This is a genomic window from Synechococcus sp. KORDI-49 (genome assembly GCF_000737575.1).
Lineage (GTDB): Bacteria > Cyanobacteriota > Cyanobacteriia > PCC-6307 > Cyanobiaceae > Parasynechococcus.
Genome location: NZ_CP006270.1, coordinates 2,412,126 through 2,436,069, shown reverse-complemented (window position 1 = coordinate 2,436,069; position 23,944 = coordinate 2,412,126). Strand labels below are relative to the sequence as shown.

At 63.1% G+C, this 23,944-nt stretch carries 25 protein-coding genes and 1 tRNA gene; 9 read left to right on the top strand and 17 right to left on the bottom strand.

Going from position 1 to position 23,944, the window contains the following annotated elements:
* Positions 1-368: 368 nt before the first annotated feature.
* The 4 genes from KR49_RS12240 to glyQ form a co-directional block, all read right to left on the bottom strand.
* Complete coding sequence (locus tag KR49_RS12240; protein ID WP_043695953.1) at positions 369-1,604, bottom strand: site-specific integrase; 1,236 nt, start codon at positions 1,602-1,604, stop codon at positions 369-371.
* A gap of 185 nt (positions 1,605-1,789) precedes the next feature.
* Positions 1,790-1,876: transfer RNA gene (locus KR49_RS12235), tRNA-Ser, on the bottom strand.
* Positions 1,877-1,901: 25 nt separating this feature from the next.
* Positions 1,902-3,791: a ComEC/Rec2 family competence protein gene (locus KR49_RS12230; protein WP_256381042.1), complete on the bottom strand. Its 1,890-nt coding sequence runs from the start codon at positions 3,789-3,791 to the stop codon at positions 1,902-1,904.
* A 42-nt stretch (positions 3,792-3,833) separates the two neighbouring features.
* Entirely contained in the window at positions 3,834-4,733 is a 900-nt protein-coding gene (glyQ, locus tag KR49_RS12225) for a glycine--tRNA ligase subunit alpha (RefSeq protein ID WP_043697520.1), read from the bottom strand.
* A 77-nt stretch (positions 4,734-4,810) separates the two neighbouring features.
* Here glyQ and KR49_RS12220 point away from each other — a divergent pair, with 77 nt between their 5' ends.
* Positions 4,811-5,770 carry a GNAT family N-acetyltransferase gene (locus tag KR49_RS12220; protein WP_162176164.1) on the top strand — a complete coding sequence of 320 codons (960 nt, stop codon included), beginning with the start codon at positions 4,811-4,813 and terminating at the stop codon, positions 5,768-5,770.
* A 48-nt stretch (positions 5,771-5,818) separates the two neighbouring features.
* Here the strand turns inward: KR49_RS12220 and KR49_RS12215 are convergent, their stop codons facing one another.
* The 5 genes from KR49_RS12215 to hisF all read right to left on the bottom strand — a co-directional run bounded on the left by KR49_RS12215 (position 5,819) and on the right by hisF (position 11,070).
* Complete coding sequence (locus tag KR49_RS12215) at positions 5,819-8,767, bottom strand: Ig-like domain-containing protein (RefSeq protein ID WP_156957202.1); 2,949 nt, start codon at positions 8,765-8,767, stop codon at positions 5,819-5,821.
* Positions 8,768-8,919: 152 nt separating this feature from the next.
* On the bottom strand, positions 8,920-9,270 hold the full coding sequence (locus KR49_RS12210) for a hypothetical protein (protein ID WP_043695945.1): 351 nt from the start codon (positions 9,268-9,270) through the stop codon (positions 8,920-8,922).
* Between the two features lie 83 nt (positions 9,271-9,353).
* Entirely contained in the window at positions 9,354-10,055 is a 702-nt protein-coding gene (gene ubiE, locus KR49_RS12205) for a bifunctional demethylmenaquinone methyltransferase/2-methoxy-6-polyprenyl-1,4-benzoquinol methylase UbiE (protein WP_043695942.1), read from the bottom strand.
* Positions 10,052-10,273: a hypothetical protein gene (locus KR49_RS12200; RefSeq protein ID WP_043695940.1), complete on the bottom strand. Its 222-nt coding sequence runs from the start codon at positions 10,271-10,273 to the stop codon at positions 10,052-10,054. The genes ubiE and KR49_RS12200 overlap by 4 nt, the downstream gene beginning before the upstream one ends.
* A gap of 26 nt (positions 10,274-10,299) precedes the next feature.
* Positions 10,300-11,070, bottom strand: coding sequence for an imidazole glycerol phosphate synthase subunit HisF (hisF, locus tag KR49_RS12195; protein ID WP_043695937.1), 771 nt, complete (start codon positions 11,068-11,070; stop codon positions 10,300-10,302).
* Between the two features lie 56 nt (positions 11,071-11,126).
* Between hisF and KR49_RS12190 the strand changes: the two genes are divergently transcribed.
* From KR49_RS12190 to KR49_RS12180, 3 genes are read left to right on the top strand one after another with little or no spacing between them, the layout of a single operon-like run.
* Positions 11,127-11,342 (top strand): DUF2862 domain-containing protein, encoded by a 216-nt coding sequence (locus KR49_RS12190; protein ID WP_043697518.1) that lies wholly within the window; start codon positions 11,127-11,129, stop codon positions 11,340-11,342.
* Positions 11,343-11,353: 11 nt separating this feature from the next.
* A complete protein-coding gene (gene chlG, locus KR49_RS12185; RefSeq protein ID WP_043695934.1) occupies positions 11,354-12,307 on the top strand; it encodes a chlorophyll synthase ChlG in 954 nt (317 codons plus the stop codon).
* Positions 12,304-14,445 carry a PBP1A family penicillin-binding protein gene (locus tag KR49_RS12180; RefSeq protein WP_043695930.1) on the top strand — a complete coding sequence of 714 codons (2,142 nt, stop codon included), beginning with the start codon at positions 12,304-12,306 and terminating at the stop codon, positions 14,443-14,445. Before chlG ends, KR49_RS12180 begins: the two co-directional genes overlap by 4 nt.
* Here the strand turns inward: KR49_RS12180 and KR49_RS12175 are convergent, their stop codons facing one another.
* Positions 14,446-15,774, bottom strand: coding sequence for a 16S rRNA (cytosine(967)-C(5))-methyltransferase (locus KR49_RS12175; protein ID WP_043695927.1), 1,329 nt, complete (start codon positions 15,772-15,774; stop codon positions 14,446-14,448).
* A 12-nt stretch (positions 15,775-15,786) separates the two neighbouring features.
* The gene (locus KR49_RS12170; RefSeq protein WP_043695924.1) at positions 15,787-16,149 is read right to left on the bottom strand and encodes an MGMT family protein; all 363 of its coding nucleotides are present in this window, start codon (positions 16,147-16,149) and stop codon (positions 15,787-15,789) included.
* Positions 16,150-16,370: 221 nt separating this feature from the next.
* Between KR49_RS12170 and KR49_RS13065 the strand changes: the two genes are divergently transcribed.
* The 3 genes from KR49_RS13065 (at position 16,371) to KR49_RS14340 (ending at position 19,063) form a co-directional block, all read left to right on the top strand.
* Complete coding sequence (locus KR49_RS13065) at positions 16,371-18,077, top strand: PHB depolymerase family esterase (RefSeq protein ID WP_052378259.1); 1,707 nt, start codon at positions 16,371-16,373, stop codon at positions 18,075-18,077.
* 58 nt (positions 18,078-18,135) lie between these two features.
* Positions 18,136-18,825 (top strand): tRNA (guanosine(18)-2'-O)-methyltransferase TrmH, encoded by a 690-nt coding sequence (trmH, locus tag KR49_RS12160; protein WP_043695921.1) that lies wholly within the window; start codon positions 18,136-18,138, stop codon positions 18,823-18,825.
* A gap of 64 nt (positions 18,826-18,889) precedes the next feature.
* On the top strand, positions 18,890-19,063 hold the full coding sequence (locus KR49_RS14340; RefSeq protein WP_173402154.1) for a hypothetical protein: 174 nt from the start codon (positions 18,890-18,892) through the stop codon (positions 19,061-19,063).
* 22 nt (positions 19,064-19,085) lie between these two features.
* Here the strand turns inward: KR49_RS14340 and KR49_RS12155 are convergent, their stop codons facing one another.
* Together KR49_RS12155 and KR49_RS12150 are read right to left on the bottom strand one after the other, a co-directional pair.
* Positions 19,086-19,361 carry a hypothetical protein gene (locus KR49_RS12155; protein ID WP_253912765.1) on the bottom strand — a complete coding sequence of 92 codons (276 nt, stop codon included), beginning with the start codon at positions 19,359-19,361 and terminating at the stop codon, positions 19,086-19,088.
* Positions 19,362-19,369: 8 nt separating this feature from the next.
* Positions 19,370-20,191, bottom strand: a complete 822-nt coding sequence (locus KR49_RS12150; RefSeq protein ID WP_043695917.1) for an ABC transporter permease — start codon at positions 20,189-20,191, stop codon at positions 19,370-19,372.
* Positions 20,192-20,273: 82 nt separating this feature from the next.
* Here KR49_RS12150 and KR49_RS12145 point away from each other — a divergent pair, with 82 nt between their 5' ends.
* Positions 20,274-21,686 (top strand): HAMP domain-containing sensor histidine kinase, encoded by a 1,413-nt coding sequence (locus KR49_RS12145; protein ID WP_043697509.1) that lies wholly within the window; start codon positions 20,274-20,276, stop codon positions 21,684-21,686.
* Positions 21,683-22,039, top strand: coding sequence for a hypothetical protein (locus KR49_RS12140; RefSeq protein ID WP_043695914.1), 357 nt, complete (start codon positions 21,683-21,685; stop codon positions 22,037-22,039). Before KR49_RS12145 ends, KR49_RS12140 begins: the two co-directional genes overlap by 4 nt.
* Here KR49_RS12140 and KR49_RS12135 read toward each other — a convergent pair.
* The 4 genes from KR49_RS12135 to KR49_RS12120 are packed head-to-tail and all read right to left on the bottom strand — an operon-like array spanning position 22,009 to position 23,915.
* Positions 22,009-22,557 (bottom strand): hypothetical protein, encoded by a 549-nt coding sequence (locus KR49_RS12135; protein ID WP_043695911.1) that lies wholly within the window; start codon positions 22,555-22,557, stop codon positions 22,009-22,011. The genes KR49_RS12140 and KR49_RS12135 overlap by 31 nt on opposite strands.
* On the bottom strand, positions 22,547-23,047 hold the full coding sequence (locus tag KR49_RS12130; RefSeq protein WP_043695908.1) for a Tfp pilus assembly protein FimT/FimU: 501 nt from the start codon (positions 23,045-23,047) through the stop codon (positions 22,547-22,549). The genes KR49_RS12135 and KR49_RS12130 overlap by 11 nt, the downstream gene beginning before the upstream one ends.
* The gene (locus KR49_RS12125) at positions 23,044-23,439 is read right to left on the bottom strand and encodes a hypothetical protein (protein ID WP_043695905.1); all 396 of its coding nucleotides are present in this window, start codon (positions 23,437-23,439) and stop codon (positions 23,044-23,046) included. Before KR49_RS12125 ends, KR49_RS12130 begins: the two co-directional genes overlap by 4 nt.
* A complete protein-coding gene (locus tag KR49_RS12120; protein ID WP_156957201.1) occupies positions 23,439-23,915 on the bottom strand; it encodes a hypothetical protein in 477 nt (158 codons plus the stop codon). Before KR49_RS12120 ends, KR49_RS12125 begins: the two co-directional genes overlap by 1 nt.
* Positions 23,916-23,944 lie beyond the last annotated feature (29 nt).

Sequence of the window (23,944 nt, the reverse complement as noted above, 5' to 3'; positions counted from 1 at the left end):
GGCAATTCTTGCGAGCGAATAATTAGATGATTCATATCGCTGCCGTAACAAGTCTCCCTGCTCCTATCGTCATAAGAAAAGTCATCATAATTACCACATCCCATGCTTTCGATTTAATGAAATAAGGCACTGAGATAATCATTGCTGTCAAGTGAACAGCAACACCAGTCACAACATCAAGATTCAGAGTGATGAAATAAGCAGCAATGATTAATCCGCTACCAACAATCCTCATTCGTTGAAGTAACTCCACAGATCATCAACATCACTCTGGTAACCGTAAAGTTAACGTTATACCTCCTGTGGGCAATGGTCTTTAGGGATAACCGTCAGGAGGTGATAACCGTCAGAAGTGATTATCGATACTTTTATGTGATTAACCCTTGATCAGAAAGTGCATCGCACCAAGCAACCATGAATGCCTTTCTCTCTTCCATCATTTTCGATCGGTCATATGCCTGTCGAACCTTGTCGCCAATACTGTGCGCCATCTGCCTCTGAATGACTTCAGGAGCAAATCCCAGCACCTCTTGACCTGCCGTCAGTGGAATTGCTCGCACTCCATGCCCGACAAGGATCCCCTTGTATCCCAACTTGATCAGGTGGGCATTGATCGATGAAGGGTTCATGTAGGGGTGCTTCCCCGTTCTGCCTGTGAAGAACGCGTAGTCCTGATGTCCGTTCAGCGTCCTGAGGTCCTCCAGAACGTCAAGGATTTGATTGGTCAGTGGGACGTGATGGTCCTTGTTGTTCTTCATCCGTGAAGCAGGGACAGTCCAGATTCCTTTCTTCTCATCCAACTCATCCCACCTCAAACCTGCCAAGGAGTTCACCCTCAGAAAAGTGAGGAACAGGACCTTGACCGCTGACACCACAACGAACGAACCCTTTGGATCGTTCCTCTGCAGAGCGTCAAAGAAGTCAGGCAACTGGTTCCACTCCAGAGTTGGGTGGTGCTTGGGTTCGTGCTTCGACTTGGCACCCTTCGACCCCAGTGCTGGGTTCGGTGGTTGCATCCACCCGTTGTCGATGGCGTGCTCAAACATCGACCTCATCACCATGAGGCACTTGTCGGACTGATAGAGCGACCCTCTTGCCTCTATCCCCTTCTTCAGATCCAGGACTTTCTGTCTGCCGCCTTTGTCCCACTCAAAGCGGTTCACAGGTGACTCCTCACCCAGAACAGGCAAAACCTGGTTGAACAGCATGTTGCGGTAGTCGTTCACGGTTGATTGGCGATTCCGTGAACGCTCTAGGTAGTCCTCAGCGACCGCCTTGAGGTTGGGAACAACTGTTTGCTTCTCGACTGCTCTCTTGGCATCTGCCTTCACTGCCCTGGGGTCTTGCCCCTCCTTCCTCATCAGGTCCAGACGGTCCTTTTCATCCCGTGCTGCCTTGAGGGTCCATTGCCCTGAACCACGTCCATACACACCGATGTGGTGCCACCTCTGCTGACCACCACGACCAGGTGGGAACCGATATCCCCAGACGAAGTACTTGCTGCCGTTCGGATAGACGACTACAAACAGACCATTCCCAGTCGCAACGCGATATTGCTTCGCTTGCGGTTTTAACGCCCTTAAATCGCTGTCGGTGAAAGGCATCTGAAGGATTACCTAACACGGATATTAATACCTAACACCTGCTCGTCAATACCTAACACATTACCTAACACCGCTGACGCACACTCACGCACAAAACAGGACAACGGCAGACAATAAAAACGACCAGACCCATTGCGCTGCAACGGATTCTGAACAACCCTGAACAACTCAGGATGCTGTAGAAACGGAGAGGGTGGGATTCGAACCCACGAGGGTGTGACCCCTACACGATTTCGAGTCGTGCGCAATCAACCGGACTCTGCCACCTCTCCAGACGCCATCCGGCGCTTCAGAACTTTAGTCGGCGACCTTCAGGCTGCCTCCATGGGCCATCAGCCAGCGGCGTTGCTGAGATGAAGGGCGGAATCCCAGCCAGGTGCCGGTGATGCCGGTGCTGAGGACGTCAGCGTCCTGCAGCGACCAGAGGGACTGAGGGCGGAGCAGCACCTGCCAGCGCTGACGGCCGATCCGAAGCAGCAGTGGCTCACCGCGATGCGCGAGCAGCTCCACCGACAGTCCTGCACTGATGAGCCGTTGCCCCGGAGCCAGAGCTGGCTGGCCCTGCTGCATGGCCGAAACGTGCCGGGCCAGGCCCTGCCAGCAGCTGACCCCAGCGGAGGGAACCGGATCCAGCAAAAGCAGCCAGTCCAGCCGTTGGTGGCCGTAACCATCCATGAGGCGGCGGGCCATGCGGCAGCTGGACTTGTCTGCATGGCTGACCACCAGCGCAGCTCGTCCGCGGTGGCGGGCCAGCAGCCAGTGCCGGCCATGGCGATGGACAAAGACCAGCCCATCCGCCAGCTGCATGCCGGCGTGCAAACAAACAACGACGGGCAACAGCAGCACTGCAGCCAGTCGGACCCGGTTCGGGGCCGGCATCAACCAGGGCAGAAAGGCAGCGGCCAGCAGCAGCACCAGCCAGAGCTGCGGCCGGCCGGTGAGCAGCTGAGCGGCGGGCCAGCTGCTGATCCAGTTCACCAGCACGATCAGCACTCCGGCGAGCTGCTGGACCGGCCAGCACAGCAGCTGCAGAAAGCCAGTTGGAAGCACCAGCACTCCCAGGGCCAGGGCGATGGCGGAGAGCGTCAGCGGAGCCAGCAATGGTGCCGCCAGCAGATTGGCCGGCAGGGCATACAGCGGGGTCGAGCCGAAATGCAGCAACTGCAGCGGCAGCGTCCAGGCCATCGCCGCCAGAGGAACGGACAGTGCCGGCGCCAGCCAGCGGCATCGCCGTGGCAGCCGCCGCACCAGAGCCTGTTCCAGTCGAGGCGCCGTGAGCATCAGACCGGCCGTGGCCGCTGCACTGAGCTGAAAGCCGATCGAGCGGGCCCAGGCCGGATGCAACAGCAGCATCCCGTTGAGCGTGAGCAACAGCACCCCGAAGCCCCGGCTGCGTTCCCCGGATTCCCGGATCAGCAGAGCGATCCCTCCCATCAGCACCGCCCGGACCACCGAAGGTTGAGGCCCGGCCAGCATCAGGAAGCCCGCCAGCGCCAGGGCCGCTACAGCGAGTCGACCCGATCGCGGCAACAACCGACCGAGCGACAGTGCTGCCCCGAGCAGAACGGACAGGTGAAATCCAGAAGCGGCCAGGGCATGAGACAGGCCAGCCACCCGAAAGGACTGACGCAGGGATTCCGGCAGCTGCACCTGAGCACCCCCGAGCACCAGCGCCGCCAGCAGTCCGCCCCGTTCGGGGCCGGCCAGCTGCTGCATCCCCCGCGCGATCGAGCGACGGGCATCCGCCAGTGGCGTCCACGGACGCTCGAGAACCTCCAGCTGTGACACCCTGAGCTGACTCCAGCTGCCACGGGATGCCAGCCGCTCCGCTGCTCCCGGGAGGAGGGGATGAGCCCCCTGATCAGGTGGCGTCAAGTCTCCGACGGCACGCACGCGCCAACCCTGCTGGAGAGAAAGCCCGCACTGCCGCCACTGCAGCTCCGTGCGCCCGTGCCGGCGCTGGCCATCGAGCCGCTGCACCTGAAGCAACACGGAACAGCCTGGATCGAACTGCCGCGCATCCGCCAGCACCCGCCCGACGAGGACCCGGGGTTCACGCGAGCCGCTGCGGATCACCGCGGAGGGATCCTGTCCACCGGGCTGCGGAGCTCCCCAGATCAGACCGCGCAGCAGAAGCAGCAGAAACAGCATCAGAGCGATGCTGCAGACAGGCCATGAACGGGTCAGGAGAATTCGCCAGGCTGCAGGAAGAGTTCCCCGCCTGGATGACTAGGCCACAGGCACCGTCTCGGACGCTTTGGCCTCGCTCAGCAGAGGGAACCCGAGAGCTTCCCGTTCCGCCAACCAGGCTTCCGCCACCTTGCGTGCCAGGTTGCGGATCCGACCGATGGTGGCCGTGCGTTCGGTCACCGAGATCACGCCGCGGGCCTCGAGCAGGTTGAAGGTGTGGCTGCACTTGAGCACGAAGTCCAGTGCCGGTGCGGGCAGCTGCTGCTCGATCAGATCAGAGGCTTCGGCCTCATAGATGGCGAAGAGCTGCTTGAGCCGTTCAGGGTCAGACCCCTCGAAATTGAATTGGCACTGACCTTTCTCGAAGGGCAGCCAGATGTCGCCATAGCTGCGCGAGGCATTCCAGCTCAGATCCCAGATGCTTTCCACGTCCTGCAGGTACATCGCCAGCCGCTCGAGGCCGTAGGTGATTTCGATCGACACCGGTTTGCAGTCGATGCCGCCGCATTGCTGGAAATAGGTGAACTGGGTGACCTCCATGCCATCCAGCCACACCTCCCACCCCACACCCCAGGCCCCGAGGGTGGGGGATTCCCAGTTGTCCTCGACGAAACGAATGTCGTGATCGGCCGCCTGAATGCCAAGGGCCTCCAGGGAGGCGAGGTAGGTCTCCTGAATGCCATCGGGAGATGGCTTGATCAGCACCTGGTATTGGAAGTAGTGCTGGGCGCGGTTGGGGTTATCGCCGTAGCGGCCGTCGGTGGGACGTCGGCAGGGCTCCGGGTAGGCCACGGCCCAGGGTTCAGGACCGATGGCCCTCAGCACCGTGTGCGGACTCATGGTGCCCGCCCCCTTTTCGGTGTCATAGGGCTGCAGCAACAGGCAGCCCTGGTCTGCCCAGAAGCGGTTGAGGGTGCTGATGATGTCCTGGAAGTGCACTGTCAACCGCGCGCCTGCCTGAGGATTCTGCCGAAAGGTTGATCTGCCGCTCGCCGCCCGGATCCACCATCTCCGCCTTGAGCGATTCCCATGATCACCACCTGGAGCTGCTGACAGCTGATCAGGTCAGCCGCAGCTTCAGCCACCTCTGTTCAGCGATCCTGCGCCCCCGCATCGCTGAGATCGGAGTCACGTGGCAGGCCTGGGGGGCCAAAGACGTCCACAACCGCCCCTGTGGACTGTTGCTCGCGAAACGGATCGCTTCAGAGTCAGGAACCATCCTTTCTGTCGTGAGCCTGGTCGTGACGCCAGACGAACGCCGGAAGGGGGTGGCCAGCCGACTGCTGCAGCACATTCGCAGCGCAGCCACTCAGGACGGCATCAGCAGGCTGCATCTCTCCATCCCGCTGGAGCGCCCCTGCACAGCGGCACTGCACAAACTCACCCCCCGACGAGACGGATGGACGACCTCTCCCGGAAAAGTGGTGGTCACCCTCTCCGACCGCTGCCGCGTCGAGCCACTGCTGATCCGGCTTGAACAGTCCGTGGCACGGATGAGCCGTCGTGCGCAATGGCACATCGAGCCCTACCCGCGGAAACTCACATCGGAACTGCAGCAGCGGCTGAAGCACAGCGGATCCGAGCCGATCGGAGCCCCCTGGGATCCAGCAGACAACAGCTACTCATGGGAACCGGAACATCGGTTCAGTCGGTTGTTGCGCGGCGACCGTGGCCAGATCATCGGATGGCTGATCACGCACATCGCCGGCATCGACCTGCTCCGCTACGGAAAACTCTGGATCGACCCCGGCTGGGAACAAACAGGCGCCCCACTCGCTCTGCTCTGTGATGTGATGCGGACCGCCCATTTTCAACACGGCATCGAGACCCGGGAGGGTGAACTCTGCTGTCCGGTCCGGCGCGGCTGCTTCATTTCACACCCGACCAATGAACGGCTGCACAATCTGATCCTGCGCAAGTTCAAACCTGTCTGTGACAGCTGGGTGGAAGTTGAGAACTGCCTGCTCAATCTGTGATGCCCTGGAGCGAAGAACCCGGCGATTCCGGTGATGGAGACGCCGGATTCAGAGCAGCAGAGCCGAGGGATCGGGTACGAGCGGGTCTGCCTGCAAGCCTTGCGGGTCCAGCAGCAAGGCGTTGCTCAAATCAGCTGGCGCCTGAAGTGAAACCTGCACGAGCGAGGTCAACGACTCGAGGCCGACAATGGCTCGAAGGATGCCTACCGCATCACCGACATCAATGGAGCCACTGCCATCGATGTCCATCAACGTGACGGGATCAACCCCCGGGAATTCGGAGAGATCAGTCTCCAGACCAACGATGTTCCTCAAGACTGAGATCGCGTCGCTGACATCATGACTGCCGTTGTTGTTGACATCGCCTGTCAGCACATCAACCGTTGAGAGGGCCACATCAGCCGTTGAATCGCTGTCGTCCTCTGCCTCGCTGGAGGTCGAGACATCCTGACTGGCGAAGGCGAACCCCAGAGGTGCGTCAGCGTCGTCAGTTTCGGCATCTGATGCAGACTCCAGGATCTCATTGGAGCCCCGAAACAAACGGAAGCTGCTGATCATCGAAGGATGACTCGAGCAGTAATAGTCAACGGTCTCAACAACATCGAGATCGATGTCTCCCGAAAAACTGAGCTGAAAAGACTCTGTTCCCTTGATACCGCGTTCGGCGCTGCCATCACCCTGAAGGATCAGTGCCGATGAACTGGTTTGATTGTGACCCTGATCACTGACATAGAAGGGATGAGACGCCACATCATCCAGACGTCTGAACAGATACGTTGAATCAACATCCAATGCAGGATCCACCAGAGGTTCGTTGCCCTCGGCATCGGTGTAGAAGGTGTAATACGGCTCAGCGAATGATCCGGCACTGACGAACAGCTCGACAGGCGGCTCACTCTGTGGCGTTGCCTCAGAAACCGTCGGCACCGTGTTCACCTCCAGGCTGATCGACGTCCGCTCCGCATTGATGTTCCCGGCCGCATCACGGAAGGCGCCACGCACCACCGTGATCACACCCTCATCGGTGCTGTTCTCCGCCGGCGTGAAGCTGGCGCTGTAGTCCGTTCCGCTGCCGCTGAAACCGCTCAGCTCGCCGCCGCTCACCGCCACGTCCTCCGCCGTGAAATCGCTCGATGCCTCCGACAACGTGAACCGGATCGTCGCCGTTTCGCCCGCCGTCAGCTCCTCATCGTCCGCGCTGATCTCCAGGGCAGGCGCTGTGGTGTCTGGAGGCACCGTGTTCACCTCCAGGCTGATCGATGTCCGCTCCGCATTGATGTTCCCGGCCGCATCACGGAAGGCGCCACGCACCACCGTGATCACACCCTCATCGGTGCTGTTCTCCGCCGGCGTGAAGCTGGCGCTGTAGTCCGTTCCACTGCCGCTGAAACCGCTCAGCTCGCCGCCGCTCACCGCCACGTCCTCCGCCGTGAAATCGCTCGATGCCTCCGACAACGTGAACCGGATCGTCGCCGTTTCGCCCACCGTCAGCTCCTCATCGTCCGCGCTGATCTCCAGGGCAGGCGCTGTGGTGTCCGGAGGCACCGTGTTCACCTCCAGGCTGATCGATGTCCGCTCCGCATTGATGTTCCCGGCCGCATCACGGAAGGCGCCACGCACCACCGTGATCACACCCTCATCGGTGCTGTTCTCCGCCGGCGTGAAGCTGGCGCTGTAGTCCGTTCCACTGCCGCTGAAACCGCTCAGCTCGCCGCCGCTCACCGCCACGTCCTCCGCCGTGAAATCGCTCGATGCCTCCGACAACGTGAACCGGATCGTCGCCGTTTCGCCCACCGTCAGCTCCTCATCGTCCGCGCTGATCTCCAGGGCAGGCGCTGTGGTGTCCGGAGGCACCGTGTTCACCTCCAGGCTGATCGATGTCCGCTCCGCATTGATGTTCCCGGCCGCATCACGGAAGGCGCCACGCACCACCGTGATCACACCCTCATCGGTGCTGTTCTCCGCCGGCGTGAAGCTGGCGCTGTAGTCCGTTCCACTGCCGCTGAAACCGCTCAGCTCGCCGCCGCTCACCACCACGTCCTCCGCGGTGAAATCGCTCGATGCCTCCGACAACGTGAATCGGATCGTCGCCGTTTCGCCCGCCGTCAGCTCCTCATCGTCCGCGCTGATCTCGAGCACAGGGGAGACCTGATCACGGGTGTCAACACCCATGGAGAGGGATGCACTGCTGTCGTTGGTTGTGCCAGCGGAATTGGAGAAGCTGCCTGCAGCGACAGAAACCGTGCCGTTGTCGGTGCTCTCCACATCCGGGGTGAACACAGCCGTGTACTCAGTGGCACTGATGGTCTCGAAATCCGAAACAACACCCCCGGAAACGGCCAGGTCATCCGCAGTGAAATCCGTGGAGCCTTCCGAGAGAGTGAACGTGATCCGGGCTGTCTCGCCCGACGTCAGACTGGTGTCATCGGTTGAAATCGAGATCGTTGGGGCAACGATCTCGGCCTCTTCGTCATTGGCATCCTGACGACCCAGAGGCTCACCCACCAACTGGAAGGAGCCGATCATCGAGGAATGTGCCGTACAGAAATAATCAATGCTGTCGATCAACGACAGATCAATATCAGCCGCGAAACTGAGCGTGAACGACTGGTCACGACCGATTCCCCCGGAGGCTGATCCATCCCCATCCAGAACCAGCGCTGCCGAACTCTCCTGCCGGTAGCCGCTGTCACCGATGTAGAAGGGGTGTGTGGAATTAGCTCCGATGAATTCGTAGGTTTTACTGACATCGAGCTCGTTCGTTCCGAACGAGACCGATCGACTTGAATCGGTGAAGAAGGAGAAGTATGGAGCCCGGAATGATCCTGAGTTGACGTAGATCTTGATGGTGTCGTCATCAGCCTCATCAGACGACTCAGCGTCCTCCGATGCAGTTGTTTCCGATTCGGAATCCGAGGTCTGACTCGAACCGTAAGAGCTAGATGAGTAGTAGTAATACGCACGACCAGAAAGATCATCCGAGGTGGCGGATGTCAAGCTCGACCGATCAAGATCGGCACCCCGGGTCTCATCGACCAAGGCAGTCATGGTGAAGTATTAAGAAAGGTAACTTATAGCGATTTCAAGACGAATGCGTGGGGAGACGGCTATCGCTGCGTCGACTCGGTCGTCTGTTCAACCCTTCCAGCTCAGTCCTTCAACGCCAAGCAGCGATGCAGGTGGGCAATGGCGTGATGCCGATGGGGGTTGGCGCCGGCAGGCCCCATCATCCCCAGCCAGAAGCTGCCATCCCCCTGGAACACCAGCACAGGCTTCGCCGCCCCCTTTCCGTGGGATTCGAGCAGCGACATGCAGAGCTTTTCAGCCACTTCCGGTCCCTTGGGGCGCTGACGCAGCCGACGCAACAGGGGATCCACCTGCGAAAACGACACGAAGGTGGCCCGCTGTGAATCGGTGATCAGGATCAAGCCATCCAGCCACTGCACCTCCTGGAGCAGCTCCTCAATCGTGGGAAGCAGGGTGGGGAGAGGAAACGCCAAGGGGCCCAATCCTTAATCTTCTCTTCACGTCCTACGACGCGAGGTCATTCCGTCGCAAGCGACACACCCAAACGTTCACACCCTCAGGCCTTCAGCAGCAGTGCTCCCATCTGCTGGGCCACCAGGGGGCGATGCACCGCCTCCTGAAAGCCGGCCGCCAGGGCGAGGCTCTCCTGGGACGGTCCATCCGGAAAGGTCTTCAGACTGGCCTCCAGATAGGCGTAATGCTGTTCCAGGCCGACCGCTGCCGCTGCCGGGACCACCAGGCGACGCAGGTAGAAGCGCTGAAACCGCCCGGCCACTCCTGTGGAATCCACGCGGTTGAAATCGAGAATCCCGGCGCGGCCCCCAGGCTTCAGCAGCCGTCGGATCTCCACCAGCCCGCGCGCCGGATCAGCGAGATTGCGCAAGCCGTAGGCCATCACAACGCCATCAAACGACGCCTCGGGGAGCCCGGTATCCAGAGCATCCCCCTGCAGCAGGTCAAGGCTCAACCAGGGCTGACGGCGGGCACGGCCAGCCGCCAGCGCCAGCGGTGCTGCTGAAGCATCCAGAGCGGTCACCCGGCCACCCGGCCGGACACAACGGGCCAGCTCCAGAGCCAGATCGCCTGTTCCGCTGCACAGATCGAGCCAGATCTCACCGGAAGCAGGCCGAAGCCAGTGCAGCAACTGACGTTTCCAGAGGCGATGAAGCCCGAAGCTCAGCAGGTCATTGAGCTGGTCGTAACGCGGCGCTACCTCATCGAAAAGCTGCTCCACCGCAGCGGGATCCCCCGGTTTCAAAGCGGCATGCCTGTGAGGGTCATCACCAGAACCGTGGCGAGACCCACAGCCGCTGAACACACCATGCAGCCAGCCAGCATCAGGGAGAACTCCTGCTGATCCGCAGCCGACTGCATCAGCTTCAACGCCCAGGTCACCAGAGCGATGATCACGCTCACCGTCAGAACACCGACAGGTCCGGACCAGGTGGAGTTCAGCAGTGGGTGCGCTACGGGCATCACCGAAGCGAGATGACACCTGAAAGCTAGGGCCTGATCCCCAGTCCTCGGGCCAACAGATCCCGTTTGATCTGCTCCACGGTCAGGACTCCGTCATGCAGCAGCGAGGCCAGCAAGGCTGCAGAAGCCTGACCGCCGGAAGGCCCGTGATCGAGGGCCTGGGCGATGTGATCGATGCAGCCGGCGCCTCCAGAGGCGATCACTGGCACCGGCACGGCCTGGGCCACGGCACGGGTCAGTGGCAGGTCGTAGCCCGCCTGGGTGCCATCCCCATCCATTGAGGTGAGCAGGATCTCGCCCGCACCGAGCTCAGCCACCTGCTGGGCCCACGCCACCGCATCCAGGCCCGTGTTTTCACGGCCGCCCTTCACATAGACGTCCCAGCCACCCGCATCCCGTCGCCGGGCATCGATGGCCACCACGATGCACTGACAGCCGAAGCGCTCCGCACCCTCACGCACCAGCTCCGGGCGGCGAACGGCCGAGGAGTTGAGGCTCACCTTGTCTGCCCCGGCCCGCAGCAGCTCGGTGATGCCCTCCACCGTGGAGATACCGCCACCCACCGTGAACGGAATGGTCACGGCTTCAGCCGTGCGGCGCACCAGATCCACCAGCGTGGCGCGACCTTCATGGCTGGCGGCGATGTCGAGAAACACCAGTTCATCAGCCCCGGCACCGCTGTAGCGGCAGGCGAGCTCCACAGGATCTCCGGCGTCCCTCAGGCCGACGAAATTCACCCCTTTCACCACACGACCGCGGGCGACATCCAGACAGGGAATCAGACGCAGAGCGACCATCGATCCGGCGCAAAAGCGACTGTTAGTGTTGCGCCACTTCCATAGCCTTGCAGGCCATGTCCCAGGCTGCTGCGATCACCATCGGATCGAACATTCGTGTCACCCGCGTGCGCGATCGCATCCCTCAGTCCCTGGTGACTCTGCTCAAGACCAACCCCAGCGGCACCGTGAAGGACTTCCGCACCGTGGATGGAAAGGGCATCGGCGTGGTGGTTGAGCTGAGCGACGGCACCACCTGCTGGTTCTTCGAAGACGAAATCGCCCCCGCCTGAGGCCACGCCCTGTGAGCGACGCCCGCCAGCTGCTCGGAATGAAAGGTGCCTCCGGCACCACCAACATCTGGAAGCTGCGACTGCAGCTGATGAAGCCGGTCACCTGGATCCCGCTGATCTGGGGTGTTGTCTGCGGTGCCGCGGCCAGTGGCAATTTCCAGTGGAAACCCGACCACGTGCTGGCGTCCTTCGCCTGCATGCTGATGAGTGGTCCGCTGCTGGCGGGCTACACGCAGACGATCAACGACTACTACGACCGCGAGATCGACGCGATCAACGAGCCTTATCGACCGATTCCCTCCGGCGCCATCTCCCTCGGACAGGTGAAGGTTCAGATCTGGGTGCTGCTGCTCGCCGGTCTGGCTGTGTCATGGGGACTCGATCTTTGGGCCGGTCACACCACCCCGGTGCTGCTGCTGCTCGCCCTCGGCGGTTCTCTGGTGAGCTTCATCTACTCAGCACCGCCGTTGAAGCTCAAGCAGAACGGCTGGCTGGGGAACTATGCCCTCGGTGCCAGCTACATCGCCCTGCCCTGGTGGGCCGGCCAGGCCCTGTTCGGGACCCTTACCTGGAGCACGGCGCTGCTGACCCTGGCCTACAGCCTCGCCGGACTCGGCATCGCTGTGGTGAACGACTTCAAAAGCGTGGAAGGCGACCGTGAGCTCGGGCTTCAATCGCTTCCCGTCGTGTTCGGGATTGAACGGGCGAGCTGGATCAGCGCCGGCATGATCGATCTGTTTCAGCTGGCGATGGTTGCCGTGCTGATCGCCATCGGCCAGCATTTCGCTGCGGTTCTTCTCGTGCTCCTGATCGTGCCCCAGATCACCTTCCAGGACATCTGGCTGCTGCGCGATCCCGTGGCGTTCGATGTGAAGTACCAGGCCAGCGCGCAACCCTTTCTCGTTCTCGGCATGTTGGTGACCGCTCTGGCCATCGGCCACAGTCCCCTCACCCAGGTGATGTGAATCGCTCCCATCTGCGTTGGGTCCTGATCGGCGCCACTGCAGCAGCGATCGGCGCAGGCGCGGCACTCGGCACGCGTGTCCTGACCAATCTGGCGGACGCCACCCTGCCCGACGCCCGAGGCATCTCCAACTTCAACCGTCCCGGCACGATCACATTGCTGGCCAGCGACGGCCAGGTGATCCAGAAGCTTGGACCGGCGACCCGGGAGAAACTGAAAGCCGGTGAAATGCCGCTGTTGGTGCAGCGTGCCTTCATTGCCGCGGAAGACCGGCGGTTCTTCCAGCACGACGGCGTTGACGGCTGGGGCGTTGCCCGGGCCCTGATCACCAACATCCGCGAGGGTTCAGTGCGTGAAGGGGCCAGCACCATCACGCAGCAACTGGCGAGAACCGTGTTTCTCAGTCAGGACCGCACCATCACGCGAAAGCTGAAGGAAGCAGCCCTGGCTTTGAAGCTTGAGCGTCAGTTGAGCAAGCAACAGATTCTCGAGCAATACCTCAACTACGTGTATCTGGGTTCGGGCGCTTACGGCATCGCTGATGCGGCCTGGATCTATTTCTCCAAGACACCCAACGAGCTCACCCTGGATCAGGCTGCCCTGATCGCCGGCCTGCCGCCTGCACCGTCGGTGTATTCACCGCTGGTGAATCCGGAGCTGGCCAGGCAGCGACGCGCCGTGGTGCTGGACCGCATGCAGCAGTCAGGTTTCATCAGCGCAGCCGAAGCCAACACCGCCAAACAGGTTCCGCTGAATCTGAAACCGTCGACGCCCAAATATTTCCTGAGCCTGGCGCCGTACTTCACCAACTGGGTCGCTCAGGAACTCCCGAAGCTGTTGAGCACCGAGCAACTCGAAGTCGGCGGGCTGAAGATCCGCACGAGTCTCAATCTCGCCTGGCAGCGGGAGGCACGCGAGGTGATCAAAACAAACACCTATGCGGATCTCGAAGGCTCCATCGTGTCGATCGAACCGGGAACCGGTCTGGTGCGGGTGATGATCGGTGGAACGGACTTTTACAAAAGTCAGTTCAATCGAAGCACCCAAGCGCTGCGTTCTCCGGGCTCAACGTTCAAGCTGTTTCCCTACGCCGCTGCTGTGGATCGGGGCGTGAAGCCAGAGGACACGTTCATCGACAAGCAACGGTGCTGGAAGGGCTACTGCCCCAAGAACTTCGGAGGAAAGTATTTCGGTTCCATCTCACTGGCTGATGCCCTGAAGAACTCCCTGAACACCGTTGCTGTTCAGCTGCAGGACAAGGTGGGATTTGACGCCATCATCGAAACCGCCAATGGCTTCGACATTGGAACCAAACGTCCGCTTGGCAAGTTCTATCCAATGGCCATCGGTGCTTACGAGCAGACGGTGCTGGAGATGACAGCCGCCTATGCCGCTGTGACAAACCGCGGCGTCTACGTCAAACCGACTCCCTTCCAGGAAATCCTGGGGCCGGAAGGAGAGGTGATCTGGAGCCGGAGAGTGGATGGTGATCGAGGGCGTCGCGCCCTCGACAGCGATGTGGCCGATGCCATGAACTGGATGCTGCAACGGGTGGTTGATGGTGGTACGGGGATCGCAGCCAAACTTGCGGATCGCCCGGTCGCCGGCAAAACAGGGACATCGGAAGGTGCGCGTGATCTCTGGTTCATCGGCTCGATTCCGCAGCTGACCACGGGTATCTGGTTCGGGTACGACAACAATCGCGAGACGAAGAGCAATTCCGGTCAGGCCGCCTGGGCCTGGAACCAGTACATGACCAAGATCAAAGGGGGGCTGCCAGTGGAGACCTTCCCACCCAAGCCTGTGCTGAACCGGGAGTTCAAGCCTCCCGGGAAGGAGAAACCCAAGAAAAAGGCCCGATCAGCTCCCTATCAGGGCTACGACTACCGCCCGGATCCTTACAACGGAGATCAACCCTGGGACGATCGGCCTTACTACCCACCCCAGCGGTTCGAGCCTGAGCCCTACCGCCCGGAGCAGGGTCAGGACGTTCCGCGTCCCAACAACGACCCGGCACCAGCGGAATGGCCCGCACCACAACCAATCGATGAGCCGCCACCAACCCCGGCACCGGCCCCGGAACCTGAGGTCGAGGAGGGTCCGCGCAACTGGCTCAAACCTCAGATCCAGAACCGCTGATCAGGACTGCCTCTGCAGGATCGCGGCATAGAAGCCGTCCCCTCCCTGCGGATCATCGGGCCAGCGCTGCTGCTCCTGAACCAGAGTCATCTGCGGATGCCGCTCCAGAAACGCCGCGATCTGATCGCCGTTCTCGGCCGGATGGATCGTGCAGGTGGCGTAGACGAGCCGCCCATGGGGCGCCAGCAACGGCAACAGACCATCGAGCAAGGCCTGCTGAAGCGGCAACAGCTCCTCAATGGACGCTGGGCTGACGCGCCAGCGGGCATCGGGATGGCGCGCCAGGGTTCCCAGGCCGGAGCAAGGGGCATCGATCAGGATGCGCTGGAAATATCCGCTCCAGTGCGGGCGCTCGCGCAACAGATCGGTGGCGTCCGCGGCAAGAGCCTGCAGACAATCCACCCCCAGCCGCGAGGCATTGGCCGCCACCCGCTTCAGGCGTCCCGGCGAACGGTCCACGGCCCAGATTTCGGCATCACCCCCCAGCAGTTCCGCCAGATGGGTGGCCTTGCCGCCCGGCGCTGCACAGGCATCGAGGATGCGCTCACCGGGCTGTGCTGCCAACAGCGGGGACACCCACTGAGCCGCCCTGTCCTGCACACACCAATGGCCGTCGTCGTATCCGGGCCAACGGCGCAGATCACCACTGGGGCCGAGCAGGGTGAGTCCATCGGGACAACCGGGGATCGGTGCCGTGGCATGGCCGGCCTCCGCGAGCGCTTCCGCCACGCCCGCCGGCGTCGCCCGCAGACGATTGACCCGCAGATCCAGGGGCGGCACCTGATTGCAGGCGGCGGCCACCGCCGTTGCCCCCTCCTGATCGCGCCACTGCAGCAAGAGCTCTGCCAACCAATCGGGCAGTGAATGCTCGAAGGCCAACTGCACCGCCGCATCCCCGGAGCAGGACGGGCTCTCGCCCTGATCGCGCGCCCGCAGGGCGGCCCGCAGCATGCCGTTCACCACCGGCGCCAGCCGTGCCAACCCATGGGTTTTCGCCAGCTCGACGCAGGTGTTCACGGCCGCGGAGTCGGGAACCCGTTCCATCCAGAACAGCTGATACAGCCCCACGTGCAGCAGCCAGCGCAGCTTGGGGGGCTGCTTCTGCGCCGGCACCCTTCCGACCCGATCGAGCCAGCCGTCCAGCCGACGCCGTTGACGGATGGCGCCATAGGCCAGCTCGGTGGCCAGGCCGCGGTCAGGCCCCTGCAGAGGCCGATCCCGCAGCGCCCGCTCCAGGGCGACATCGGCATAGGCTCCCGCCGCCACCGCCTGCAGCACCTCCCAGGCCAGGCGTCGCGACGGAAGACCGGTGGTTGTGGACTGGCTCAAACACCGCTCTCGTCATTCACCAGACATAGCGCCCGGTCGCCAGAGGAACTGACGCAGCGGCAGACGCCCCTCCGCATCCACAGGAATGCCCTCGGCGATCAGCAGCTCCCGCTGGATCCAGTCGCTGCCCTCGCGACTGAGGCTCATGGCGATGCGCCCCTGAGCATTCACCACCCGATGCCAGGGCACCTCCGACGGCAACTTCAGACGCCGCAGGGCCCAGCCCACCTGTCGGGCACAGCCGTAAGCACCGATCAGATCAGCGATCTGGCCATAGGTCGCCAGCTGTCCGCAGGGAATGCGGCTGACCTGCTCCCACACCCTTCGATCGAACCCAGCTCTGGCTTGGGCCCTGGAGTCCGGGACAGCGCACATCGGAGCAGGGAAAACAGCTTGAGAAGTGATCGATATCACAGTACGGCTGGTAAAAATTCGGTTAAGAAGCCTCCAGGGGTTGAGGGATCTTGGCTCCTGAGCGCGACCGTCTCACACCAGCGGTCGCGGTCTTTCCTCTTGGACCGGACAGAGGCGCTACCGAGGTTCGTGGGAGCACATCGGATCTTGCCGCAGCAGCCGCTGAGGAGTAGGAGATACCAATGGCCAACGACAAAGACTGGGGCGAAAAAGATGACGACTGGGCCTGGTGGGCCTGGGACAAGGACGCTGATTGGGGCGAGAAAGACAAAGAAGCTGATTGGGGAGAGAAAGACAAAGACGATGGTGCTGACGGCAACAAGGCCGACCAGAAGGTTGTCGAGCAGGACGAGCAACTGACACGGGAAACGCTCATCCATGCCGGAGCGCAGCGCGAATACCTGCTCTACATACCGACGAGTTATCAACGTGACACCAGAGCGCCTCTGGTGTTCAACTTCCACGGTTTCGGAGGCAGTGCTGAGGGGCAACTTCTGACCTCCGACTGGCGCCGGATCGCAGAGAAAGACGGGGTCATCGTTGTTTATCCGCAGGGCTCAGAGCTGGAGAGCGGCAGCCCCCATTGGAATCCTCATCCGGCATCGGCAGACAACAAAAGCAGCAGCGATGACCTTGGCTTCATCAGCAGCTTGATCGACGACTTATCCGACCGGTATGCCGTGGACAACGATCGTGTTTACGCCACTGGCTATTCCAATGGAGCCGGGATGGCCTACGGCCTGGCCCACCACCTGGACGAACGATTTGCTGCCATTGCTCCGGTTTCCGGACTGATGTCGGAGGACCTGGCACGGTCAGATTCGGATGGACATCCCGTGGCCCTGATTCATTTCAACGGCACGGAAGATGCCGAGCGAAGCATGGACGGCGTCGATGGCCATCTCGCATCAGTGGACGACATGCTGGCCTACTGGTCTGACGTGAATGAGGCTGATCTTGCTGAAACGGTGAACCTCGAGCAGAGATCCGGTCTGACCATCGAACGATCGGATTATGCGTTGGAAACGGGCGAAACACCGGTTCAGAGTTATGTGATCCACGGTGGTGGTCACGACTGGTTTGACCTTTCGGTGGATGGAAAGAACCTGGATCAGCTCATCTGGTCTTTCCTGTCGGACGTCTCACGCGATGGGGAACGGTTGATCCATCGTTCAACCCCTGGCTGGACGTCACCGCAGGACATGCCGAGCTGGATGAAGGACAACCGTCGACCGGACGGGATGTACACCCAGGCCCTGGAATCCTTCATCCATCCCCTGACCCGGGACACGTGGATGGCTCCCATGGGCGGATTCGCCATCGACTGGAGCACCATCCCCCAGCCGTTTTCGATTGATGGCTCCTCGCCTCTCTACGGCACTAAGAAACTGGCTGATGCGGCCGGTGATGGCAGCAGTGAGGCGCTGCGATTTGATGGTCTCGGAGTCTTCCACACGCCCAACGGCAGCAGGCCAACTGACCCCTCCGATCTCGATGGCGATGATCGGGTGCATCCCTTCCGGGATGGCCTGCTGATTGCGGCCTCGTCCATGGCCGTTGAAATGGCTGCCGGCCTGATCGAAAAGCCTGCACGATTCAATCCGCGCTTGATCGATGCCGTGATCAATCCCGCCGGACGACGCACGCGCTCCTCCGACATTCGCGAGCAGATCAAGCGCAGGATCGGGGACGCGGCACTGGACAGCAACAGCAACGGCATGCTCGACATCCAGGACGCCAAAACCGTGTTGCGCGATTCCCTCGGGACCTTCCCCGGGCAGACGCTGCCAAGCGATCGGATGGCGGCGTCGCTCTCGCAGCCCTCCAGCATCGTGAACCTCAGCAGCGCCGCTCAACAGGACGCGATCGACGCGGCCGGCTGGTTCTGAGGCCTGAGGCGGAACCAGGGCATCCCATACCCTCGAGTTCAAGGAGTTGCGATCGCCCATGCCCCTGCTGCCGCGACGATTCGAGCGGCTGAAAACCGTTCTGAACCAGCGCATGGCGGACCTGACGGTGCTGCTCGAGCATGTGGAGAAACCCCACAACCTCTCCGCCATCCTGCGCAGCTGCGATGCGGTGGGGGCTCTTGAGGCCCATGCGGTGAGCCTGCAGGGACGAACCCGCACGTTCAACAGCACCGCTCAGGGCAGCCAGAAATGGGTCGCCCTGCATGATCACCCCGACATCGGCACGGCGATCCGCCAGCTGAAGGACCGCGGGTTCCGTCTGTACGGAACCCACCTCGGGGTCGATGCCCGCGACTACCGCGACTGCGACTTCACCGGCCCCACCGCCTTCGTGCTGGGGGCTGAGAAGTGGGGACTGACGGATGCCGCCCGCGACGGCATGGATGAAGCCCTGTTCATTCCGATGCGAGGCATGGTGCAGTCCCTGAACGTCTCGGTGGCCACAGCGACCCTGCTATTCGAGGCCCTGCGCCAGCGCCAGGCGGCCGGTCTGGCCCCGACCCAGGGAGAAGGACTGACACCGGAGCACTACCGGCAACTGCTGTTCGAGTGGTCCTATCCGCAGGTGGCGGCCTGGTGCCAACGGGAAGGTCGCCCCTACCCAGCCCTCAGTGAGGAGGGGGAACTGCTGGAGGAGTTGCCCCGCAACGTGAAGCTGCGCTGCTGAACAGCGGCGAAGTGTTGTATCCCAGCGAACGCTGGGCCATAACAACGTCAGCGACGCGGACGCCATGGACGACCCGACTCTGCACCAGTACGCGGTGACCTATCACTGCGGCGAGGAATGGGGTGAGGAGATTCTCCAGTCCGTCGATCTCGGCCATGCCGTCGAGGCGGCCCATGCGATCTTCCCGAGCTCCTGCCGGATCTCCATCCGGGAGGTGAAGAACAGCCCCGGCCGCTGACGGCTGCGGCAACCGGCTGCACTCAGTACCGATCGCCCCCCCCGAGGTCATCCTCGTGGGGCGAGATCAGGCTGCGCCGGCGATCGCCTGGAACCAGCAGCAACGCCAGGATCAGCCCGAGAGCCTCCAGCAGGTAGTTGCGGCTCACCAGCACCACCACGATCCCGAAGACGACGGCCAGCAGCTTCTCCAGCAGGCCGATCACATCATCGGGATTGCGGCGGCCCGACAACCACAGCAGGCAGGCCACGCCGATCAGGCTGAAGCTGGTCCACCAGGGCACGGGCGTTGTCGTCATCAGTGGATTCAGTCTGACGCTGGCCGGCCGTCACCGCCGCTGACCCAGGCTTCGATCCCCTCACCGAGGAAGGAGAGGCCGAGCACCAGGATGAACATCGCCAGGCCGGGATAGAGCGCCGTCCACCAGACGCCGGTGGGCACGGCCGCCAGGGCGAGGTTCAGATCGCCGCCCCACTCGGGCACGGTCTCCGGCAGTCCGAGGCCGAGAAATCCCAGACCCCCCAGCACCAGCACGGCATCGGCGGCGTTGAGGGTGAGCAGCACCGGCACCGAGGTGATCACATTGCGGAACAGATAACGGCGCAGGATCCACAGAGGACCTGCCCCCAGTGACTTCGCCGCCTCGATGAACAGCTCGCTCTTCACCTGCGCCGTCTGGTTGCGAACCACCCGGAAGTACTGCGGCACGTACACAACGCAGAGGGCGGCGGCGGCATTGGGGATGCCCTTGCCCAGCAGGAACGCGAGCACCACCGAGAGCAGGAGCACCGGCAGGGTGTAAAGGGTGTCCATCAGCAGCACCAGCACCCGGTCGACGGCACCCCCGAGGTATCCGCTCACCATGCCCAGGGGCACACCCACCAGCAGGGCCACACCGACCGCCAGCAACACCACCTGCAGAGCGACGCCACTGCCGGCCATGGTGCGCACGCAGACATCCCGGCCGAGGCGATCGGTGCCGCACCAGTGGCTCCAGGTGGGCGGGTCGTAGATCGGGTTGCTGAGGCCGGTGTTCACATCCGGCAGCACCCCGAGCGACACCAACAACGGCGTCAGCAGCGCCACCAGGGCGTAGATGGCCACGATCACCAGGCCCCAGCGGGCCATGCGTGTGGAAAGACTGATGCTCAAGGGGGCGAACCCGCCGCGGCTCGCTGCATTGTCTCCCGAATGCCAGGAGAATGCCGCCATGGCCCTCTCCCCTTCTTGGCGCACCAAGCTGCTCGGCAGTCTTCAGGGTCAACTTCAGCTGGCCACCTATCTCGCGGTGTTTCTCGGCTTCACCGGGGCGTCGTCGGTGGGGCTGTGGATCGGCCAGCGCAATCTGATCCAGAACAACGCCAAGGAACTGCGCCGCAGCGCCGAGTCCATCCAGGCCTGCATGCGCAAAGGAGGCGCCGACGACCGCGACTTCGTGCAGCAGGAACTGCTGCTGCACTCGAGCATGCGCACCAGCCTCTGGGTGGAGAACTCCGACGCGTCCCTGGTGCTGCCCCAGAGCGATCACCTGGAGATCTCCGATGAGGCCATCCAGTCGTCGATGGCCGCCAACCCGGATCGGGTGGTGGGTCGCCAGGAACTGATCCGCCTCGGCGAACAGCTGTATCTGAGCGAACTGGTGCAGCGCTTCTCCAACGGAGCGCGCCTGTGGATCAGCCAGGAGGTGAGCACGAACCAGCGGGCCCTGAACGACTACCTGGCCCTGATGATCCTGATCTGGAGCGGCTGCCTGGTGATCACCCTGATGGCGGTGAGCAGTCTGGTGCGACGGATCGTGCAGCCCCTGGAACAGCTCAATGCCGCCACCGCTCAGGTGACTGCCGAAACGCTGGCCTCGGCACGGCTGCCCCTGGAGCGTGGTCCGGTGGAGGTGATGCAGCTGGGCCGCACCTACAACGCCCTGCTGGAGCGGCTGTCGCAGTCGTGGAGCCAGCAGCGGCAGTTCGTGAGCGCCGTGAGCCATGAACTGCGCACGCCGCTGACGATCGTGCAGGGCTACCTGAACCGCACGGTGAAGCGGGGCGACAACCTCACCGAGGCCCAGGTGCGGGGACTGCGCACCGCCGAGGAGGAAAGCATCCGCATGCGCAGGCTGATGGACGACCTGCTGGACCTCTCCAGAGGGGACTCCGGCAAATTGAGCATCCAGAGCGAACCGGTGCGGCTGGCGGACCAGCTGGAACAGGTGGCCGATCTGGCCCGCAGCACGCTTCAGCGACCGCTGCATCTGGAGCTGCCAGCGGCAGTGGAGCAGCGGGACGCCATCGCCCAGGCCGATCCGGGTCGGCTGCGTCAGGTGCTGCTGGATCTGATCGAGAACGCCGACAAGTACTCGCCGGCGGATCGACCGATCCGGCTGGTGATGCGCGAGGAGCCGGAGGCCCATGCCATCGATGTGATCGATCAGGGCATCGGCATCCCTGAGGACGAGCTGGAAACGGTCTTCGATCGCTTCCACAGGGCCAGCAATGCCCCGGAACGCACCGGATCAGGCTTGGGACTGTCCGTTGTGAAGCTGCTGGTGGAAGGAATGGGCGGCAGCATCAGCGTCTGCAGCCGCCTCGGCGAAGGCAGTCGTTTCACCGTTCAACTGCCGCGATGATCAGCTACCTGGTGTTCTGCTCCCTGTTGATTCCAGTGAATCTCTGGGCGGCGATCACCCCTCACATGCACAGCGATCTCTCGATGCGGATCCTGCACGGCATCTCCACCGTGCTGCTGATTCCGCTGCTGACGACGCTGTGGGGAGACCGGCAGCAACTGGTGAAACTGCCGGCGGTGGTGCTGGCGGTGTTCGCGGTGGTGCTGGTGGTGGTGAACAGCTGGATCACCGCCATGGGCATGGGGGTGGAATTCGGCTGGCTCGATCACGTGCTGCTGGCGGTGTCGGAGCTGAGCGTGGTGGCCTTCTTCCTGCTGGAACCTCAGCCCACCGCGGAAGACCGCACCAGCTGATCGCGACCGCGGCCGCGTTGCTCCAGTTCCAGGTGCAGAAGCGGCAGCTGCGGATCCTGCTCGATCCGAAAGGCCTCAACGCGATCCAGCACCACCCGGTTCAGATAAGCCCCGTGACTGCTCGGTTGTCCCTGCAGATCGAAGGCCGGCCCGCAGCGCATCAGCACGCGACCGCGCCAGAGGCCGGAGGGGGCCGTTCCAAGGCTGTACACCACCGGATCGGTGCCGTTCTGCGGGGTGATGGCGAGCACAGGTTGCCGTGTCCCGATCGAGCAGGGCCAGGCCGGATCAACAACGGGAGCCACCTGCCAGGAGCCGGCCTGGGCCAGATCTCCCTGCAGCAGCGCCAGGGTGCGGCCCTGCAGACGCCGCAACCGCAGCGTTTCGGCCAGGGCCCCGCTGCGGGCGGCATCACCGATCAGCAGCTGCAACGCCACGCCGCACACCAGCACCCCGAGGGCGGCGGCCAGCAGCAGTTCCACCAGGGTGAATCCGGTGGCAGAAGGCTCAGGCCGCATCGTCCGGGCGGCAATGGGTCGCACTCAGACGCTCCTCAATCGGCGCCTGATAGGTGCCGCTGCGGGTGATGCCGAGCGGCAGCCCGATCACCAGGCAGGGGCGCTGCGGCAGGCGGGGATGGGCCAGCACCACCACGCCGCCATCGAGCAGCAGGCCATTGGCGGTGAAACGCACCAGGGGCGGCAGGTTGCTGTGCAGGCTGATGGCGGACGCTCCGGTCTCGGCAAGAGGGGTGACCGCTGGGCAGGCTGGAAGCGCGGCATCTGAAGGCGCCTGCCAACCGCGGGCACTGAGCTGGAGCCCGCAGGGCTGCTGCTGCCGCTCCGCCGCCAAACGGCCCCGATCCAAGCCGATCCGCAGCCGCCGCAGGGCCACCTCGAGCTCCAGATGGGCCTGATCGCGGCCGGATCCCGCCACGGCCGTGCCCGCCAGCAGGCCCAGCACCGCAATGGTCACCAGCAGTTCCACCAGCGTGAAGCCTCGATTCATGCCTGCGCCGGCGAACAGAGACCCAGCCCGGCGGCGGTGAGCAACAGACGCCGCTGCAGCGGGGGTTGATCAGCGCCGGCCTCCACAGCCACCCGCAGCCAGAGGCCCCCGGCGAGCGGATCCTGCTGCCAGCTGCGCTGAAGCCCCGGGGTCTGCGGCAGCAATGGAGCGAGCTGCTGGTCGAGATGTTCCGGTGAGAGTGCACAGCCAGCCGCAGGGCTGCGGCGCAGCAACCGGCGCGCCGCCAGCAGCTGCTGATCGGCCTGCAGCAGGGCCCGCTGCAAAGCGGTCTGGCGTTGCGAGGTGGCCGTGATCCGCGACCAGCTGTGCAGGGAGGTTTGGGTGCTGATCGCCAGGATCACCGCAGACACAAGCACTTCGCTGAGGGTCATCAGACGGCCTCCTGCAGCTGCGCGCCTGCTGCCGTGATCGCCAACGGGACCGTTGCGACACCCCGCTGCGGCAGGCGCAGGGTGAGCTGGCCGCGATGGCCCTGGGGCTGCCAGGCCTCCAGGCTCCACTGCAGCCCCTCAGCGCTGCCGGCCTGCAACAGCCGAGGATCCGCGCCGGGGCAGAGCAACGGCTGATTCCACTTCTGGGAGGGCCACGGCAACAGGCAGGCCTGGGCGGCGCCGCTGCGCTGGGCGAACTGCATGGCAGCCGAGAGGAAAGCATCAGCGCGGGAGACCCGCTCGAGGCGGTGGCGGCTGCGCTGCAGCTGGTGCATCGCCAGGGTCTGCAGCGACAGGCTGGAGAGCAGCAGCAGGGCGGAGCCGCTGAGGGCCAACGGCAGCACAAAGCCACGGCAACAGGGTGGGCGAGCAGAACGGAGAAGCGTGGGCAGCGCCATGGCAGCGGTGAACGTCAACGGCTCAGAGCATTCCCCGGTGGCAGCTC

What these genes read in the sequence shown, in the direction of transcription:
- hisF (WP_043695937.1), bottom strand. Translation starts at nt 11,070, where the DNA reads ATGGTCGCTCTGCGTCTGATTCCCTGTCTGGATGTCGCCCGCGGTCGT.
- KR49_RS13065 (WP_052378259.1), top strand. Translation starts at nt 16,371, where the DNA reads ATGGCCAACGACAAAGACTGGGGCGAAAAAGATGACGACTGGGCCTGG.
- KR49_RS12130 (WP_043695908.1), bottom strand. Translation starts at nt 23,047, where the DNA reads ATGAATCGAGGCTTCACGCTGGTGGAACTGCTGGTGACCATTGCGGTG.
- KR49_RS12135 (WP_043695911.1), bottom strand. Translation starts at nt 22,557, where the DNA reads ATGCGGCCTGAGCCTTCTGCCACCGGATTCACCCTGGTGGAACTGCTG.
- KR49_RS12200 (WP_043695940.1), bottom strand. Translation starts at nt 10,273, where the DNA reads ATGCCCGTAGCGCACCCACTGCTGAACTCCACCTGGTCCGGACCTGTC.
- KR49_RS12125 (WP_043695905.1), bottom strand. Translation starts at nt 23,439, where the DNA reads ATGACCCTCAGCGAAGTGCTTGTGTCTGCGGTGATCCTGGCGATCAGC.
- KR49_RS12140 (WP_043695914.1), top strand. Translation starts at nt 21,683, where the DNA reads ATGATCAGCTACCTGGTGTTCTGCTCCCTGTTGATTCCAGTGAATCTC.
- KR49_RS12190 (WP_043697518.1), top strand. Translation starts at nt 11,127, where the DNA reads ATGTCCCAGGCTGCTGCGATCACCATCGGATCGAACATTCGTGTCACC.
- KR49_RS12145 (WP_043697509.1), top strand. Translation starts at nt 20,274, where the DNA reads ATGGCCCTCTCCCCTTCTTGGCGCACCAAGCTGCTCGGCAGTCTTCAG.
- KR49_RS12240 (WP_043695953.1), bottom strand. Translation starts at nt 1,604, where the DNA reads ATGCCTTTCACCGACAGCGATTTAAGGGCGTTAAAACCGCAAGCGAAG.
- KR49_RS12155 (WP_253912765.1), bottom strand. Translation starts at nt 19,361, where the DNA reads ATGACGACAACGCCCGTGCCCTGGTGGACCAGCTTCAGCCTGATCGGC.
- KR49_RS14340 (WP_173402154.1), top strand. Translation starts at nt 18,890, where the DNA reads ATGGACGACCCGACTCTGCACCAGTACGCGGTGACCTATCACTGCGGC.
- trmH (WP_043695921.1), top strand. Translation starts at nt 18,136, where the DNA reads ATGCCCCTGCTGCCGCGACGATTCGAGCGGCTGAAAACCGTTCTGAAC.
- KR49_RS12150 (WP_043695917.1), bottom strand. Translation starts at nt 20,191, where the DNA reads ATGGCCCGCTGGGGCCTGGTGATCGTGGCCATCTACGCCCTGGTGGCG.
- KR49_RS12170 (WP_043695924.1), bottom strand. Translation starts at nt 16,149, where the DNA reads ATGTGCGCTGTCCCGGACTCCAGGGCCCAAGCCAGAGCTGGGTTCGAT.